General features: G+C 72.3%; 16 protein-coding genes and 2 pseudogenes. 5 read left to right on the top strand and 13 right to left on the bottom strand.

The window, feature by feature from the left end; genetic code table 11:
- From ABT288_RS17010 to ABT288_RS16995, 4 genes are all read right to left on the bottom strand, one after another.
- Positions 1-546 (bottom strand): sigma-70 family RNA polymerase sigma factor (locus ABT288_RS17010; RefSeq protein WP_351607885.1); only part of this gene is annotated, 546 nt, incomplete at its 3' end.
- A gap of 277 nt (positions 547-823) precedes the next feature.
- Positions 824-1,264 (bottom strand): GNAT family N-acetyltransferase, encoded by a 441-nt coding sequence (locus ABT288_RS17005; protein WP_351607882.1) that lies wholly within the window; start codon positions 1,262-1,264, stop codon positions 824-826.
- A gap of 89 nt (positions 1,265-1,353) precedes the next feature.
- A complete protein-coding gene (locus ABT288_RS17000) occupies positions 1,354-3,924 on the bottom strand; it encodes an ABC transporter permease (RefSeq protein ID WP_351607880.1) in 2,571 nt (856 codons plus the stop codon).
- Positions 3,925-3,928: 4 nt separating this feature from the next.
- Positions 3,929-4,735 (bottom strand): ABC transporter ATP-binding protein, encoded by an 807-nt coding sequence (locus tag ABT288_RS16995; RefSeq protein WP_351607877.1) that lies wholly within the window; start codon positions 4,733-4,735, stop codon positions 3,929-3,931.
- A gap of 117 nt (positions 4,736-4,852) precedes the next feature.
- On the opposite strand from ABT288_RS16995, the gene ABT288_RS16990 reads away from it, so the two are divergent.
- Together ABT288_RS16990 and ABT288_RS16985 are read left to right on the top strand one after the other, a co-directional pair.
- Positions 4,853-5,092 (top strand): toxin-antitoxin system HicB family antitoxin, encoded by a 240-nt coding sequence (locus ABT288_RS16990; RefSeq protein WP_351607875.1) that lies wholly within the window; start codon positions 4,853-4,855, stop codon positions 5,090-5,092.
- Between the two features lie 4 nt (positions 5,093-5,096).
- Positions 5,097-5,471, top strand: a complete 375-nt coding sequence (locus ABT288_RS16985) for a fic family toxin-antitoxin system, toxin component (protein ID WP_351607872.1) — start codon at positions 5,097-5,099, stop codon at positions 5,469-5,471.
- Here the strand turns inward: ABT288_RS16985 and ABT288_RS16980 are convergent, their stop codons facing one another.
- The 5 genes from ABT288_RS16980 to bioB form a co-directional block, all read right to left on the bottom strand.
- Entirely contained in the window at positions 5,472-6,161 is a 690-nt protein-coding gene (locus ABT288_RS16980; RefSeq protein WP_351607871.1) for a class I SAM-dependent methyltransferase, read from the bottom strand.
- A gap of 91 nt (positions 6,162-6,252) precedes the next feature.
- On the bottom strand, positions 6,253-6,606 hold the full coding sequence (locus ABT288_RS16975; RefSeq protein WP_351607869.1) for a VOC family protein: 354 nt from the start codon (positions 6,604-6,606) through the stop codon (positions 6,253-6,255).
- 100 nt (positions 6,607-6,706) lie between these two features.
- On the bottom strand, positions 6,707-7,423 hold the full coding sequence (gene bioD / locus ABT288_RS16970) for a dethiobiotin synthase (protein WP_351607866.1): 717 nt from the start codon (positions 7,421-7,423) through the stop codon (positions 6,707-6,709).
- Between the two features lies 1 nt (position 7,424).
- A complete protein-coding gene (locus tag ABT288_RS16965; protein ID WP_351607863.1) occupies positions 7,425-8,714 on the bottom strand; it encodes an adenosylmethionine--8-amino-7-oxononanoate transaminase in 1,290 nt (429 codons plus the stop codon).
- Positions 8,707-9,906, bottom strand: a complete 1,200-nt coding sequence (bioB, locus tag ABT288_RS16960) for a biotin synthase BioB (RefSeq protein ID WP_351607860.1) — start codon at positions 9,904-9,906, stop codon at positions 8,707-8,709. The genes ABT288_RS16965 and bioB overlap by 8 nt, the downstream gene beginning before the upstream one ends.
- A gap of 147 nt (positions 9,907-10,053) precedes the next feature.
- Between bioB and ABT288_RS16955 the strand changes: the two genes are divergently transcribed.
- Positions 10,054-11,181 (top strand): 8-amino-7-oxononanoate synthase, encoded by a 1,128-nt coding sequence (locus tag ABT288_RS16955; protein ID WP_351607857.1) that lies wholly within the window; start codon positions 10,054-10,056, stop codon positions 11,179-11,181.
- A 42-nt stretch (positions 11,182-11,223) separates the two neighbouring features.
- Here the strand turns inward: ABT288_RS16955 and ABT288_RS16950 are convergent, their stop codons facing one another.
- Together ABT288_RS16950 and ABT288_RS16945 are read right to left on the bottom strand one after the other, a co-directional pair.
- Positions 11,224-11,445, bottom strand: a complete 222-nt coding sequence (locus ABT288_RS16950) for a DUF397 domain-containing protein (protein ID WP_351607854.1) — start codon at positions 11,443-11,445, stop codon at positions 11,224-11,226.
- Positions 11,446-11,454: 9 nt separating this feature from the next.
- Positions 11,455-12,315 (bottom strand): helix-turn-helix domain-containing protein, encoded by an 861-nt coding sequence (locus ABT288_RS16945; protein ID WP_351607851.1) that lies wholly within the window; start codon positions 12,313-12,315, stop codon positions 11,455-11,457.
- A 213-nt stretch (positions 12,316-12,528) separates the two neighbouring features.
- Between ABT288_RS16945 and ABT288_RS16940 the strand changes: the two genes are divergently transcribed.
- Entirely contained in the window at positions 12,529-12,987 is a 459-nt protein-coding gene (locus tag ABT288_RS16940) for an ATP-binding protein (protein ID WP_351607849.1), read from the top strand.
- Between the two features lie 789 nt (positions 12,988-13,776).
- Here ABT288_RS16940 and ABT288_RS16935 read toward each other — a convergent pair.
- Positions 13,777-14,708, bottom strand: a pseudogene (locus ABT288_RS16935) (LysR family transcriptional regulator).
- Here ABT288_RS16935 and ABT288_RS16930 point away from each other — a divergent pair.
- Positions 14,707-15,353 (top strand): annotated as a pseudogene (locus ABT288_RS16930) (LysE family translocator). The pseudogenes ABT288_RS16935 and ABT288_RS16930 overlap by 2 nt on opposite strands.
- Before the next feature lie 110 nt (positions 15,354-15,463).
- On the opposite strand, the gene ABT288_RS16925 reads toward ABT288_RS16930, so the two are convergent.
- Complete coding sequence (locus ABT288_RS16925) at positions 15,464-15,937, bottom strand: C40 family peptidase (RefSeq protein WP_351607846.1); 474 nt, start codon at positions 15,935-15,937, stop codon at positions 15,464-15,466.
- Between the last annotated feature and the right edge of the window lie 135 nt (positions 15,938-16,072).

Genomic DNA, 16,072 nt, shown 5'->3' with positions numbered 1-16,072 from the left:
GGCCGCTGCCGCGCAGGCGGCGGCGAGCGCCTCGGCCCCACCGCACTGCTCGGGCCGGCCCAGCAGAAGGAACACACGGAGCTTGGGCACGGCCCGGGTGTGTGCCACGGCGCAGTTGACGGCACCGACCCCGAGCCGTTCGGCGAGCAGCTCCCAGCCGTCATCGGGGCGTACCAGGCGGTGCCGCACCACCTGGTACTCCAACTCCCCGAGCACACCGGCGCGTCGGGCCTCCAGGACCGCATCGCCGATCCACGAGGTGTCGGCGCCACCCGTGGCCGGGTCGGCGACGAGCAGTGCCGCGGCCGTGTCGTCCCACCCGGCCTGCCGAACCCGCTCCGCGGCGGCCTCGCCGGCCATCCGGGCCGCCTCGCGCCGGGCTATCGCCATCACCCAGGTCAGGAACTGGGCATCGCCCCGGAAGGCCGGATACCCACGCCAGGCCCGCAGAGCCACCCGCTGTAACAGATCCTCGGCATCCTGCCTGTTGTGTGTGGCTCGGCGGCAGTACGCCCCGACCACCAGCCGCGCCTCACTCCAGGCCACGGCGAACTCCCGCTGCGAAACCGCCTTTGCCGGCATCGCCCACCCCCACGCGCCCCGCCTTCTCGCGAGCAGCAGAGTGCCGTACACGCATATGCGTAAGGAATGGTTCCGCGGACTGTTCCCGGAATTTGGCGGCGCACGTGAGATCACCTCGCGCTTACTCGACCATGCGTTCCATCCGGAATCCAGGGAAAGGGAACATCCGTTCGCGCGGGGTGACAGTAAATGAAGTCCGGCAGTGGCTCTGTGCGGGATGGGGCGTCCTGTGCCATTCGGGTCAGGAAAGGCGCAGATCGATCCAAGGAATGGTTTCCCCCGGCAGCAGGTACCGCTCGATCTCGACGAACCCGTGCTTGTGTGCGAACCGCAGACCGTCCTCGTTGGAGGAAAGGACCACCGTTTCGATCAGCTTGGCGCCCAGCTCTCGTGCCCGGCTGAGCCCGCGCGCATAGAGCTCCTCACCGAACCCCCGCCCACGGTGAGTTGCGAGCACTCGGGCGATCACCGTGGCCGTCAGTGTGTCGTTCGACGGAGGGCGCACCGTGCTGCAGCCCACGAGGACGTCACCGAGGTACGCGACCTCCAGGTGGTGGCGCTGTGCGCGTTCCCGTACCTGGTCCATGGACAGCAGGTGCGTGGGGATGATCGCGTTGTGGACGTACTGCCAGTCCCTGAGTGTGACGTCATCGCCCGGCTGCTGGATACGAAGTTCAGACATCGCAGCAGAAGACCCGAGTACGCCTCGGACGTCAACTCCGTCTGTCCTGTAACGGGGCCCGGCGTCGTGCTCGGCAGGACCGGGTTCCATCACTCGTGCGCGATCGCCGCCAGCACGTTCAACCGCGACGCGCGCAGCGCCGGCAGCAGGGCCGCCACGACGCCCACCACCGCCGAGCCGATCACGACGGCGACGATCGTGCTCCAGGGGAACGCCAGCGCCGTCAGCCCGCGCAGGGCCAGCACCTGCTGCATGCACACGCCCCACACGAGCCCCAGCGCCAGCCCGAGGACCGCGCCGAACACCGCGATCACCACCGACTCCAGCCGGATCATCCGGCGCAACTGCCGTCTCCCCAGCCCGATCGCGCGCAGCAGCCCGATCTCGCGGGTGCGCTCCACCACCGACAGGGCGAGGGTGTTGACCACACCGAGCACGGCGATGACGATCGCCAGCCCGAGCAGCGCGTACACCAGGTAGAGCAGGACGGCGATCTGGTCGTGGACGAGCTGCTTGTAGTCGCTCTGGTTGCGCACCTGGACCTGCGGGAACGACCTCAGCGCCCGCTCCAGTCGCGGGCGCAGGTCCTGGGGTGCGGTTCCGGTGGCCGCGTTGACGTAGAGCGCGGCGTCCTGTGCCTGCGGCCCGTACTTCTCCAGGGTGGCGAGGCCGAAGTACAGGCCGCCCTGGGCGCCGAAGCCCTCGGCCGTCTCCTGCTTGGTGAGCGCGGCGACGGTCAGGTCGGTGTGCCGCCCGCCGGGGAACTCGACCGGGAGGACGCTGCCGACGCGCACGCCGTGGTCCCTGGCGAAGTCGGCGTCCATGGCGAGGTGACCGTCCGCCAGCGCCGCGGCCGAACCGCCCCGCGCGTAGGTGATGTGCACGACGTCGTCGAGCCGGGGGCCGTACGCGGCGGCCGCCGTCGTGACCCGGCCGCCGTGCGGCAGTTGTACGGCGACCTGGGTGAGCCGCTGCTCCACGACCAGCCCGACGCCGCGGGTGCGGGCGACGGTGTCCCGCACCTGTCTGGTGAACGGGGTGAAGTTGCTGTTCTGGACGATGAAGTCGGCGCCGAGCGTTTTGTCGATCTGCCGGTCGAACGACGCGGACATCGACGCGCTCGCCACCGACATCCCTCCGACCAGGGCCAGGCCCACCATGAGCGCGGCGGCGGTGGCGCCCGTACGACGCGGGTTGCGCAGGGCGTTGCGCTGGCTCATCAGACCGACCGGGCCGAACAGCGCGGGGAAGGCCGCGCCCAGCACCCGGATCACCGGCCGCACCAGCAGCGGACCGGCGACCACGGTCGCGATCAGGGTCAGGGCCACGCCGACCCCGAGCAGCGAGGCGGCCTGGGCGGTCTTCGTGGCCGCCGCGCACCCGGCCAGCGCCGCGGCGCCGACCACCCCGATCACGGCACCCACGATCGCCCGCGTCCGCAGCGGCTTTCCGACACCCGCGACCTCGGCATCCACGAGTGCCGCCATCGGCGAGACGGCTGCCGCGCGCCGCGCGGGCAGATAGGCGGCCACGAACGTCACGCCGACACCGACGACGTACGCCGCGACGGGCGTGCCCCAGCCGATGACCATCTCCGTGGCCTTCAGGTTCATCCCGAACGCGCTCATCAGCCGGATCAGCCCCAGCGCCAGCCCGATCCCGGCCGCGAGGCCGAGCGTGGAACCGACCAGCCCGAGCAGCATCGCCTCGGTGAGCACCGAGCGCCGCACCTGCCGCCGGTCCGCGCCGAGCGCCCGCAGCAGGCCCAGTTCGCGGGTGCGCTGGGCGATCAGCATGGAGAAGGTGTTGACGATGAGGAACACGCCGACGAGGAGGGCGACACCCGCGAAGCCGAGCATCACGTACTTGATCACGTCCAGGAACGTGCCGAGGCTGGCCGCCGCCGACTTGGCCTGCTCGTTCGCGGTCTTCAGGTCGTAGGTGCCGGTGTCGATCGCCCGGCCGACTCGCCGTTTGAGCTCGGCGTCGGACACGCCCTTGGCCGCGTCCACCGCGATGCTGGTCGCCTTCGCGGCGGAACCGAGCAGTTCGCGGCCCGCCACGGCCGGGTCCAGGAAGACCAGGGCCGCGCCGGGGTTGGTGGTGGTGAACGTGGCGATGCCGACGACCCGCACCCGGAACGTGCCCGGCTGGGCCTCCACACTCAGCGTGTCGCCGATCCGTACGTGCTTCTTGCGTGCCGTGTCGGCGTCCAGCAGCGCCTCACCCGCCCCGTGCGGGGCGTGCCCGGAGGTGAGTCTCACCGGGCTGCGGTGGGTGACGTACCAGGCCAGCGCGATGGTCGGGGCGCCGGTGGTCGGGCCGACGGACCGGTTGCGGCCGTCGACCACGACGGCGTTCTGCACCGACACCTCGGCGCGGGCCGCCGCGACCCCGTCGACCCTCGCCACGCGGTCCCGCAGCGCGGCCGGCAGCGTCTGCACCGAACCGCTCACCCGGGCCGACCTCAGGTCCAGCTGTTTCGGCTGGACCGTCACATCGGCGGCGGTGGAGGCGAACAGCCGGTCGAACGTGCGCGTGACGGTGTCGGAGAAGATCAGACTGCCCGCGACGAACGCCACGGACAGGATCACGGCCAGCGCGGACAGCGCGAGCCGCCCCTTGTGCGCGAGGAAGCTCCTCAGGGTCGCCTTGAGCACCCGGTCAGTCCTCTCGGGCGGTGTCGTCGTGGCCGTCGCCGAGCCGGCCCCGGACCACGTCGAACCGTTTCATGCGTTCCAGTACGGCGTCCGCCGTCGGCCGTTCCATGTCGTCCACGATGCGCCCGTCGGCGAGGAAGAGCACCAGATCGGAGTGGGCGGCGGCGCCGGGGTCGTGGGTGACCATGACCACCGTCTGCCCCAGATCGTCCACCGCCTCGCGCAGGAAGCCCAGCACCTCGAGTCCGGCTCGCGAGTCGAGGTTGCCGGTCGGCTCGTCGGCGAAGATCAGCTCCGGCCGGGAGGCCAGCGCCCGCGCGCACGCCACCCGCTGCTGCTGGCCGCCGGAGAGCTGGGCGGGCCGGTGTGTGAGGCGGTCGCGCAGGCCGAGCGTGTCGATGACCTGGTCCAGCCAGCGCGGGTCGGGTTTGCGGCCCGCGATGTCCATGGGCAGGGTGATGTTCTCGGCGGCCGTCAGCGTCGGAATGAGGTTGAACGACTGGAACATGAACCCGACCCGGTCCCGCCTGAGCCGGGTCAGCTCGCGTTCCCGCAGCCCGGTGATCTCGGTGTCGCCCAGCCACACCTGGCCCGCCGACACGGTGTCGAGCCCCGCCAGACAGTGCATCAGCGTGGACTTCCCGGACCCCGAGGGCCCCATCACGGCGGTGAATCGGCCGCGCGCTATGCCGACGTCCACCGAGTCCAGGGCGATGACGGCCGTCTCGCCGGAGCCGTACGCCTTGGTCAGTCCGCGGGCGCGGGCCGCGACGGCGCCGTCCGGCGCGTGCTGCGCTGCTGGTGTGGACAAGGCCGCCTCCCGGTCGCCTGAACCGCCCGTCCCGGGCGAGCGTAGGCGACAAGCCGGCCCGGCGCACCGATTCGGTGCGCCCTTGCTTTGCTAGCACGGCGGCGCTAGCGTCGAGGCATGGCGAAGACCCAGCTGAACGTGCGCGTGGACGAGGGCACCGCCCGAGCGGCCCGCGAACGCGCCCTGGCCCGCGGTATCAGCGTCAACCGCTATATCGAAGAACTGGTCAGACAGGACACCGGCGAGGCCGGCCGTACGTTCGTCGAGGCCGCCGCCGACTTCATGAAGCAGTACGAGTCCGTGTTCGCCGAGGAGTTCACCGAGACCCGCGGCACCGGGGCCGGGGACGGCCGCTGATCCCTTGAACGAGCTCAGCATCGACCTCGCCTGGCTCCTCATGCTCGCCGAACAGAAGACGCCCGGGGACCCGCAGGTCACCGACTGGGGCGCGCTGGTCGCCGCCGTCGCCCGGCACCGTGCCGAGATATTCGGCGTGCCCGTCTACGACGACCCGCACACCCGCGCCGCCTCCCTGCTCCAACTGCTGATCCACCTGCCGGCGCTGGAGCGCTCCAACGCGCTGTTCGCCTCGGCGGTCGCCTACGCCTACCTGGTCGCCAGCGGCGAGAAGGTGGCCACCTCACCCGAGCAGGTGCGGGACCTCGCCCGGCTGGTGAAGCAGGGCGCGCCCGGCGTGGACGACATCGCGCGCGAGCTGCGCCGCTGGAGTCTGTGATCAGCGCGCGTCCGGCTCGTCCGGCCGCCAGGCGACCCCGAGCGCGCAGTACGAGGACGGCAGTGCCGGGCCGTTCTCCGGCATCAGCACCTGCCGCTGCGGGCCGAGCGTGAACCCGGCCTCGCGCAGCGCGGCCACCGGCTGCCGGGCCAGATGGCAGCCGCCGGTCAGGGTGGGCCACACCGTCCGGTCCAAGGTGGCCTGGGTCAGCGTCATCAGGCGGCCGCCGCCCTGGCCGTGCTCGAAGAACCGCACCTGACCGCCGGGTTTGAGCACCCGTCGTACCTCGCCCAGCGCTCGGGTCACATCCCGCACGCTGCACAGCACCAGGGACAGCACGGCCGCGTCGAAGGCCTCGCTCTTGACCGGCAGCGCCTCCGCCGCGCCCGGCACCACGTCGACCGGGACCTGGGCGCGCAGGGCCGACTCCAGCGCCAACTGCCGCAGCAGCGGCTCCGGTTCGATCGCGACGACCTCGGCGACGGTGCCCGGGTAGTGCGCGAAGTTCAGTCCGTTGCCCGCGCCGATCTCGATCACCCGCCCGGACAGCCCGGCGAGCAGCCGCTCCCGTATTCCGGCCATGCCCATCCGGGTCTCGGCGCTCACGCTGTACCGGGCGTAGAAACGGGCGAACAGGGGGTGGTGGACGGGGCTCCGCGCCACCTTGTCGGAGCCGGACAGCAGCCGCATGGCGAACCTCCCGGACGGACGGCCTAGGAAGAGTGTCCCCCGGAGAGGGCCACCGCACCCCCACCGCGCGTTCCCCCGCGCGAAGACGCGGTCAGGCGTGCTGCCACAGCTCGACCCGATTGCCCTCGGGGTCGGTGACCCAGCCGAATCGGCCGACACCCTCCATGTCCTGCGTCTCTTCGGCCACGTCCGCTCCCCTGGCGCGCAATTGCGCGAGCATCGCATCCAGATCGCGGACCCGGAAGTTGAGCATGGTCTGCTGTGCGCGGGACCCGAAGTAGTCGGTCCCGGACTCGAAGGTCGCGAACACCGTCGGCCCGGCTCCCTGACGCCACAGGCCGTTCTCATCGGCGTCCAGGCCCAGGCAGTCGCGATACCACGCGTTCAGGGCAGCCGGGTCGGCGGCCCGCATGAAGTATCCGCCGATTCCAAGCACACGTTCCATGCCGCCATCTTGCCAGGACACCGATCCGGCGGTCGGCCGGAGGCGGGGGACGGGCCGGGATCCGGTGCTGCCCGGCACCGGCCCCGTACACCGGCCCGGTCTACGCTGCCACCCGCACCCGGAACGCCTCCGCGTCCCATGTGCCGTCCAGGCGGGGACCCAGCCACTCGGGGGCCGTCCCGCGGAAGGCGAGCGGTGGCAGCGCACCGGCCCCGGCGGGGATCGCGCCGAGGAGGGGGGCTCCGGCGACCTCCGGCAGGTCCGTCACGTTGCAGCGGGTGGCGAGGTCGGGGGAGTCGGGCCAGCTGCCGATCACCACACCGGCCAACTCCAGGTTCCGGCGCCGTAGTTCGAGTGCCGTCAGCTCGGTGGTGTTGAGGGTGCCCAGGCCCGCCTGGGCGACCACCAGCACCGGTGCGCCGAGCAGCCCGGCAGCGTCGGCCAGAGTGCCGCCGGCCGCGTCGAAGCGGACGAGCAGCCCGCCCGCCCCCTCGACCAGCACCAGATCGTGCTCGGTGGCCAGCTTGGCCGCCCGCTCGGCCACCTCGTGCGGGTGGACGGGGGCCATGCCCGCCCGCCGGGCCGCCGTGCCCGGCGCCAACGGCTCGGGGTAGCGGGCCAGTTCGGCGGTCGTGACCGGCCCCGCGAGCCGCGCGACCTCGTCGGCGTCCCCGCGCTCGTCCGGCCGTACACCCGTCTGTGCGGCCTTCAGCACGGCCACCGAGCGCCCGGCCGCGAGCGCCGCGGCGGCGACGGCGGCGGTGGTGACGGTCTTGCCGACCTCCGTGCCCGTGCCCGTGATCACCAGTACCGGCATGTCATCCCTCCCGCGCCGCGGCGCACACCGCACGCGCGATCCTCGCCACGTCCTCGTCCGAGGAGATGTACGGCGGCATCGTGTAGACCAGGTCGCGGAAGGGGCGCAGCCAGACGCCCTCCCGGACGGCGGCCGCGGTGGCCGCGGCCATGTCCACCTCGTGGTCGAGCTGGACGACACCGATCGCCCCGAGGACGCGGACATCGCGGACGCCCGGCAGCTCACGAGCAGGCGTGAGGCCTTCCCACAGGCCCGCCTCGATCCGCTTGACCTCCGCCCGCCAGTCCTGGCCCAGCAGCAGTTCGATGGACGCGCAGGCCACGGCCGCCGCCAGCGGGTTGCCCATGAACGTCGGTCCGTGCGCGAGCACCGGCACCTCGCCCCGCGAGATGCCGTCGGCGATCCGCGCGGTGCACAGCGTGGCCGCCAGCGTCAGATAGCCCCCGGTCAGCGCCTTGCCCACGCACATCACATCCGGGGTGACGCCCGCGTGCTCCGCCGCGAACAGCGCTCCGGTACGGCCGAAGCCGGTGGCGATCTCGTCGAGGACGAGCAGCACGTCGTGCGCGTCGCAGGCCTCGCGCAGCACCCGGAGATACGCGGGGGAGTGGAAGCGCATCCCGCCCGCGCCCTGCACCACCGGCTCCACGATCACCGCGGCCAGCTCGTCCGAGTGCCGGGCGATCAGTTCGCGCAGATGCTCCGCGTACGACTCCTCGTACTCCGTCGGCGGCGCGTCCGCGAAGACCTGACGCTGCAGTACGCCCGACCACAGCGCGTGCATCCCGCCCTCGGGGTCGCACACGGACATCGGGTTCCAGGTGTCGCCGTGGTAGCCGCCCCGCCAGGTCAGCAGCCGCTGCTTGCCGGGCCGGCCGAGCGAGCGCCAGTACTGCAGGCACATCTTCACCGCGACCTCGACCGACACCGAACCGGAGTCGGCCAGGAAGACGTGCTCCAGGCCCTTTGGTGACATGTCGACAAGATGCTTCGCCAGCCGTACGGCGGGCTCGTGCGTGAGCCCGCCGAACATCACATGGCTCATCCGTCCGAGCTGGTCGTGCGCCGCCTCGTTGAGGACCGGGTGGTTGTAGCCGTGGATCGCCGACCACCAGGAGGACATGCCGTCCACCAACTCGCCCGAGCCGTCGGCGAGCCGCAGCCGGACCCCGCTCGCCGACTCCACGACGAGCGGTTCGGCGCGTCCGGGCATCGGGCCGTACGGATGCCACACATGCCGTCGGTCCAGCTCCAGCAGCTCGGGCACGCTCAGGCCGGGCAGCTCAGGCATTGGGCGCGAGGTCCGTTCCGGCGCCCCGGCGACGCACGGCCACGAGGTCGGTGCGCGGCTCCTGCGCGACGGGCGCGGCCGCCGTGCCGCACACGTCCCCGCCCTCGTGACCGCACGCGTCCGTGCCCTCGTGCGAGCCGCAGCCCTCGTGCGAGCCGCAGACCGATCCGCAGCCGGCCGCGGCCTCGACCCGGTGCTCCGGCAGCGTCACCTCGCCGGCGCCCTCCACCTCGAACCCGGCGTCCGCGATCATCTCCAGGTCGGCCTTGCCGGCCTGGCCCTCGCTGGTCAGGTAGTCGCCGAGGAAGATGGAGTTGGCGAGGTGCAGCGCGAGGGGCTGCATCGTGCGCAGGTGGACCTCACGGCCGCCCGCGATACGGACCTCCACGTCCGGGCAGACGAACCGGACCATCGCGAGGATCCGCAGACAGCGCTGCGGGGTGAGGTTCCACTCCTTGGCCAGCGGAGTGCCCTCGAACGGGATGAGGAAGTTCACCGGCACCGAGTCCGGATCCAGTTCGCGCAGCGAGAAGACCACGTCGACCAGGTCCTCGTCACTCTCGCCCATGCCCGCGATCAGACCGGAACAGGCGGACAGACCGGCCGCGTGCGCCTTCTGCACCGTGTCCACCCGGTCGGCGTACGTGTGCGTGGTCGTGATGTCCGCGTACGTCCCCTCGGACGTGTTGAGGTTGTGGTTGTAGGCGTCCGCGCCCGCCTCGCGCAGCCGCTCGGCCTGGCCGTCGGAGAGCAGCCCGAGGCAGGCGCACACCTCGACGTGCTCGTTCTCCTCCTTGATGGTCCGGATGGTCTCCGAGACCCGGTCCACGTCCCGGTCCGTCGGACCGCGCCCGCTGGCCACCAGGCAGACCCGCTTGGCGCCTCCCGCGAGGCCCGCGGCGGCCGCCCGGGAGGCCTCGTCGGGCTTGAGCCAGGTGTACTTCAGGATGCCGGCCTTCGAGCCGAGCCGCTGGGAACAGTAGGAGCAGTCCTCCGGGCACAGGCCCGACTTGAGGTTCACCAGATAGTTGAGTTTCACGCGTCGCCCGAACCAGTGCCGGCGCACCTTTCCGGCCGCGGCCACCACATCGAGTACGTCGTCGTCGGAGGTGGCCAGAACGGCGAGCGCTTCCTCGCGGGTCGGCAGCTCGCGCCGAAGCCCCTTGTCCACCAGCGTGTTCAGCAGGTCCATGAGGTCCGATCCTGTCCTACGGGACCGCCCCGGGCCAAGGAGAGTTTGCACAACGGAGACGGTTCACCGTGTGGGTATTGCCACACCCTGGGCGGCTGGTCGTGCCGCTAGGGTCTGTCCGCTACCTACAAAAGCCCCGGAGGACCCATGGCGTTCGGCTGGATCGACGACCAGGCCGAGGCGCGCCGCCGCGCCGGACTCGTACGCACCCTGCGCCCACGCCCCGCCGTCTCACCCCTGCTGGACCTGGCCGGCAACGACTACCTGGGCCTCGCCCACCACCCCGAGGTCACCGAGGGGGCCGCCCGGGCCGCCCGGACCTGGGGCGGCGGCTCGACCGGCTCCCGGCTCGTCACCGGCACCACCGAGCTCCACACCGAGCTGGAGCGCGAGCTGGCCGCCTTCTGCGGCTTCGAGGCGGCGCTGGTCTTCTCCTCCGGCTACGCAGCCAACCTGGCCGCGGTCACTGCGCTCGGCCCGCACGGCTCGCTGATCGTCTCCGACGCCGGCAACCACGCCTCCCTCATCGACGGCTGCCGGCTCGCCCGGGGCGCGCGGCAGGTCGTGGGGCACGCCGACCCCGAGGCGGTGCGCAAGGCTCTGGCCGGCCATCAGGGGCCGGCGATCGTCGTGTCCGACACCGTGTTCTCCGTCGACGGGGACAAGGCCCCGCTGGCCGAGCTGGCCGAGGCCTGCCGGGAGCGCGGCGCGGGACTGGTCGTGGACGACGCGCACGGGCTCGGGGTGCTGGGCGACGGCGGCCGGGGCGCACCGCACGCCGCCGGTCTCTCGGGCGCGGCGGACGTGGTGGCCACGGCCACCCTGTCCAAGTCGCTGGGCAGCCAGGGCGGAGTGGTGCTCGGCCCGGCGCGGGTGATCGACCATCTGGTCAACGCGGCCCGGACCTTCATCTTCGACACGGGGCTGGCCCCGGCGGCGGCCGGCGCGGCGCTCGCCGCACTGCGGCTGCTCCTGCGTGAACCGGAGCGCGCGGCGCGTGCCCGTGGGGTGGCCGCGGACCTGCACGCACGGCTGATCGCCGCGGGTCTGGACGCGGTGCGTCCGGACGCGGCGGTGGTCTCCGTGCGGGCTCCGTCCCCGGAGCAGGCGGTGCGCTGGGCGGCCGACTGCCGTACCGCGGGGCTGGCCGTGGGCTGTTTCCGTCCTCCTTCCGTGCCCGACGGCATCTCACGGCTGCGGCTGACCGCCCGCGCGGACCTGTCCGGGGCCGAGATCGAACGCGCTGTACGTGTGATCGGCGAAACGCGACCATGAGTCGGCGTGACACGGCCGTGCTTCGCGCCCGGTCGTCTTCGGTCAGAGGGCGGTGAGGAATCCGGCCCAGCTCTCGGCGGAGACGAGCAGCGCGGGTCCGGCCGGGTTCTTCGAGTCGCGCACGGCGAGCAGCCCGGCCCCCGGGCCGGAGCGCGGCCGGGCCGTCTCCACGCAGTTGTTGGCTCCCGTGCTGTAGCTGCTGCGCAGCCAGCGCACGTCGTGCAGGTCGGTACTGGCAGGGACGTTCCGAGGCAGTGCTGGCATGGTGCCTCCTTACGCGCCGTCACCTATCCCGGCGATGTAGTCCAACGTGTCCTCGGGTGAGAGGGCGTGCATCCGAAGGGTGTCGAAGGCCTCCGAGTAGGCCATGAGGTCTTCTTTCCGCTCCAGGTAGAGGCTACTCGTCAACTGGTCGAGAACAACCACGTCCAGATCAGAAGTGCTCGGAAATGAGAAGATAACGAAAGGCCCGGTGAGGCCGACATGCGCTCCCGCGGTGAACGGCAGTACCTGGATCCGGACTTGGGGCAGTCGGGCCGCCTCCGTCAGCCGCTCCAGCTGCCGGGCCATCACCTCGGGGCCGCCGACCTCGCGCCGCAGCACCGCCTCGTCCAGCACCGCGCTCAGCTCCAGCGGCGGGTCGACGCGAAGCACGTCCTGCCTGGCCAGCCGCACCTCCACCAGCGCGTCCAGGCCGTCCTCGTCCAGGTCCTTCACGGCCGCCCGGGTCACCGCGCGGGCGTACTCGGGCGTCTGCAGCAGGCCGGGTACGACCGTGGTCTCCAGGGTGCGCATCGTGCTCGCCTGCGACTCCAGGCTGATGAAGTCCCGGTACGTGGGCGGCAGCACCCCGCGATAGGCATGCCACCAGCAGTGCCGGTCGCCCGTCTCCTCGGAACCCGCCAGCATCAGCAGCAACTCGCGCAGTTGCCCGTCCCGCACCTCGTAGGCGTCGAGGAGTAACCGCACATCGGCCGGCTTCACACCGCTGGCACCGGTCTCGATACGGCTGACCTTCGACTGGTGCCAGCCGACCAGCCGGGCCGCCTCACCGCTCGTGAGCCCAGCGCCGGTACGCAGCGTGCGCAGTTCGGCGCCCAGTTTGCGACGGCGCACTGCCGGCCCGTTCTGCATGGGCTCCTCCTTACTCCTTCCGGGCCGCCCAAATACGGTCTCTCGTCGTAGAGTTCACCGCTTTGGGCGACAGATATATGCATATCCTGGTGGATCGCTCCCCGTGACCGGTCCCGTGATGGCAGTCTGACGAGCGAGCACCAGTCCGGGACCGTACTCGACCATCCGGCTCCGTGTCGGACTGCGGTCCCGCCGGAAAGGGACGACCTCGCCATGGCAGACCATCTGGAAGCATCCGTCACTCTGCCGAGCGATCCCGCCTCGGTCTCCGCCGCCCGCACGTATGTCGTGGGCACGCTCGCGGAGTGGGGCCTGCCGTCGGACACCGACGTGGCCGACACCGTGCGGCTCATCGTCTCCGAACTCGCCACGAACGCCGTACAGCACACCTTCGGTCAGTCACCCACCTTCACGGTCGACATCGCGCTGGACCGTGACGAACATCTGCGCATCGGCGTCACGGACAGTCATCCGCGCTTTCCGAAGAGACTGCCCGCCGCCGTCCAGCAGGACAACGGCCGCGGCATGGTCATCATCCGCTGGCTCACCGCGGAGTGCGGCGGCAAACTCCGGGTCCGCCCGACCCGCGAGGGTGGCAAGACGGTCTCCATCGAACTCCCGTGGATCCTCCCGCCCGAGCCGGTCCCGGCAGCGGTCCCACAGGAACCGTAGCCCTCTCAGCGGGGGTGCGGTGGGGAGAGTGCTCTCTCCGGGCCACTTCGAGCCAGGTCGGGAGCTCGGGGGCGCGGAAGAGCTCGGGGCGGCGAAGGAGGCGGGAGCGAGGGGTGTGGGTGCGACGAGCCTGTGGGCGGCGAGGAGCCGGAGGGGGCTGGGTCGCCGGGGCGTCCGGGATGACGGGCCGGGTGGTGGCGACGGGCTGGGAGCAACGGGTCGGGGACGGTGGGCTATGGAGCGGGGGGCGTCGGGCGGGGGTGACGGGGCTGAGGGGTGTGGGTGCGACTGGCTCGTGGGCGGCCAGGGGCCGGAGGGGGCTGGGCCGCGGGGGATGACGGGGCGCGTGGTGGTGACGGGCTGGGAGCCGGCGTGGCCGAATCGCTCCGAGGCCCCTGTCCCGTCCCTGGCCCTGCTGTGGCCGGCGGCCCGGCGGAGCGGTCATCCGGGAGCCGCGGGTCGCCACGCCGTCCGAGCGCCGCCTCGCGACCGCTCCAGCCGGCCGCGCCGGGCGAACCGCGGAAGTCCCGGCACCGCTGCACCTCCTCGGCTGCGGCCGCCTCGCCCACCCCCGAAGTACCCGAGTCGCGTCGGCCCCGCCCCTCACCTACTGGCCCAGCCCCGGCACCTGACGCCCTCAGCCCCTCGTCGCCCGGAAAGTGGCCGACTCCGTGGCCGCGCTCAAGACCCCGGGGTCGGCCGACTTGGCGCAGATCAAGCCACCCAGGGCCGCGCCAGCCGGACGCAAACCCGTCGTGGGACGCCATGAGCCCCTGGCTGCCTGGGCGCTCAAGCCCCCGGTGACCGTCCCGCCCGGCCGAAGGCCCCCCGTAGCGGGGCGCGGAAGGCGTCCGCCGCCGGTGTGGACTCGTCGGGGCGGTAGGCCACCGAGATGGTGCGGTGCAGGCGGCCCGCTTCCAACGGGCGTACTCCGACCGGTGTGGATGCCGTCGAGCCACCATCTCGGGGACGACGGCCACCCCGAGCCCGGCGCTGACGAGGGCGCAGACCACGGCGTATCCGGGGGTGGGTACCAGCAGGGCCGGTGTGGCGCCCGCGTCGGACAGCTGGGCCTCGATCTCCCGGCGTGCCGGATGGTGCGGGGCCATGCTGATCAGTGGCCGGCCGGCCGGCTCCGCCAGGGGCAGCCGGGACGAGGTGCTGCTCAGGGCGTGTCCGGGCGCGGTCACCAGCACCAGTTCCTCCACCAGGACCGGCTCCAGACGCACCGACGACGGTACGGGGGAGGGCTCGGCCGGGTGGTAGGTGTGGGTCAGGGCCAGGTCCACCTCGCCGGCCGCCACGGCTGTGACCCCGGTCGGCGGGTCGTAGTCCGCGACCGACAGTGTCACGTCCGGATGCGCCCGGCGGAACGCGCTCAGCGCCGGCGGCAGCAGATGCACCCCGGCGGTCGGGAAGGTGCCGAGCCGCAGGGCGCCGCCGGTGAGGCCGGTCAGCCGGGCCAGCTCGTGCCGGGCCCGCTCCAGTTCGTCCAGCACCCGGCGGGCCCGTGCCACGAGCATCTCGCCCGCCTCGGTCAGCCGGGCCCCGCGATGGTGCCGGACCAGCAGTGCGGTACCGGCCTCCCGCTCCGGTTCGGCCAATTGCTGGGAGAGGGCGGGCGGCGTGTAGCCGAGCCGGTCGGCGGCCCGGGTGATGGAGCCGGCCTCCGCGACGGCCACCACCACGGACAGTGGCTTGGCCGGGGCAGTCTGGCGCATGGACGGACAGCTCATCGCCTTCACCGGGATCGCCGCCGGACTGGTCGCCATGCCGGGCGCCGACTTCACCGTGGTCGTACGCAACGCGTTGGTCTCGCGCCGGGCCGGCGCGGTCTGCGCACTCGGCATCGCGGGCGGACTCCTGATGCACACCACCCTGGCGGTGGCCGGTGTCGCGGCCATGCCGGTGGCCGTGCCCGCACCGTTCCGGGCGTTGCAGCTGCTGGGCGGCGCCTATGTGCTGCAGCTCGGGGTGCGCACGCTGTGGTCACTGCGCGGGGTCGTCCAGGCGCCCGAGGAGAGGCTGGCCGAGGAGAGGGCGGCCGAGGAGAGGGCGGCCGAGCCGACGCACCCCCTCCGGCAGGGCTTCGTCACCACGTCCTCAATCCGAAGGCCTCGCTGACCTTCCTCAGCCTGCTGCCGCAGTTCGTGCCCGTCGGCAGTCCCGTGCTGCCCCGGACACTGCTGCTCGCGCTCATCGTGTGCGCGCTGGCGCTGGTGTGGTTCCCGGTGGTCGCGCTGCTGGTCGACCGGCTGGGCAGATGGCTGCGCCGGCCCCGGGCCGCCCGTGGGCTCCAGGCGGGCACCGGGGTGGCTCTGACGGTACTGGGAGCGGCCCTGCTGCTGGAGCCGCTCCTGCGCTGACGGTGAGTCAGCCGACCTGCCCCGGCAGGCGAGTCAGCCGGCCTGTCCCAGCGGGCAGGTCGGCCGGCCATCAGGCAGACCGGCCGGCCTGCCTGCCGTAGCGGACCGGGTCAGCTCACCCGGCCGTACCAGACGCTGTTGGTCCAGATCTTCTGGAGCCGCACCACGTCCCCGGTCCTCGGCGCGTGCCAGAGCTTTCCGTGCCCGGCGTAGATGCCGACGTGGTAGACGTAGGAACCCGAGTGGAAGAACACCAGGTCACCGGCCTTGCGTTGGCCGGCGGAAATGTGGTGCGTCTTGTTGTACTGCTGGGCGGCGGTACGCGGCAGGGTCTTGCCCGCCTTCTTGAACGAGTAGAGCGTCAGCCCCGAGCAGTCGAACCTGCGCGGCCCGGTGGCCCCGTACTGGTACGGGGACCCCTCCTTGGAGGCCGCGACCTGCAGTGCTTTTGTCGCGAGAGTCGCGGCCGAGGCATCGGTGGCGAGACCGGGTACCGCGATCGAGCCGCCGACGGCGGCGAGGGTGAGGGCCGAGGCCGTGCCGGCCCGGGCCATGAGCGACGGGACACGATTAGGCGCAGTCATGCGCAACCCTTCGTCAGCCGCCTGTGAAGGATGACCTGTCGGATTCGGGCTGGCGAAGTTGCCCGGCCGCGTTGCCGCGGCTTCACCCCAAGGGCTGCTCGGAACGTCCGGCCGTCTGCGACGAACAGACGAACA

Origin of the sequence: Streptomyces sp. NPDC001093 (genome assembly GCF_040298985.1) — a bacterium.
In the GTDB taxonomy this organism is placed as follows: domain Bacteria; phylum Actinomycetota; class Actinomycetes; order Streptomycetales; family Streptomycetaceae; genus Streptomyces.
The sequence above is the reverse complement of the archived record's forward strand: the minus strand, read 5'-3'. Positions and strand labels throughout refer to the sequence as shown.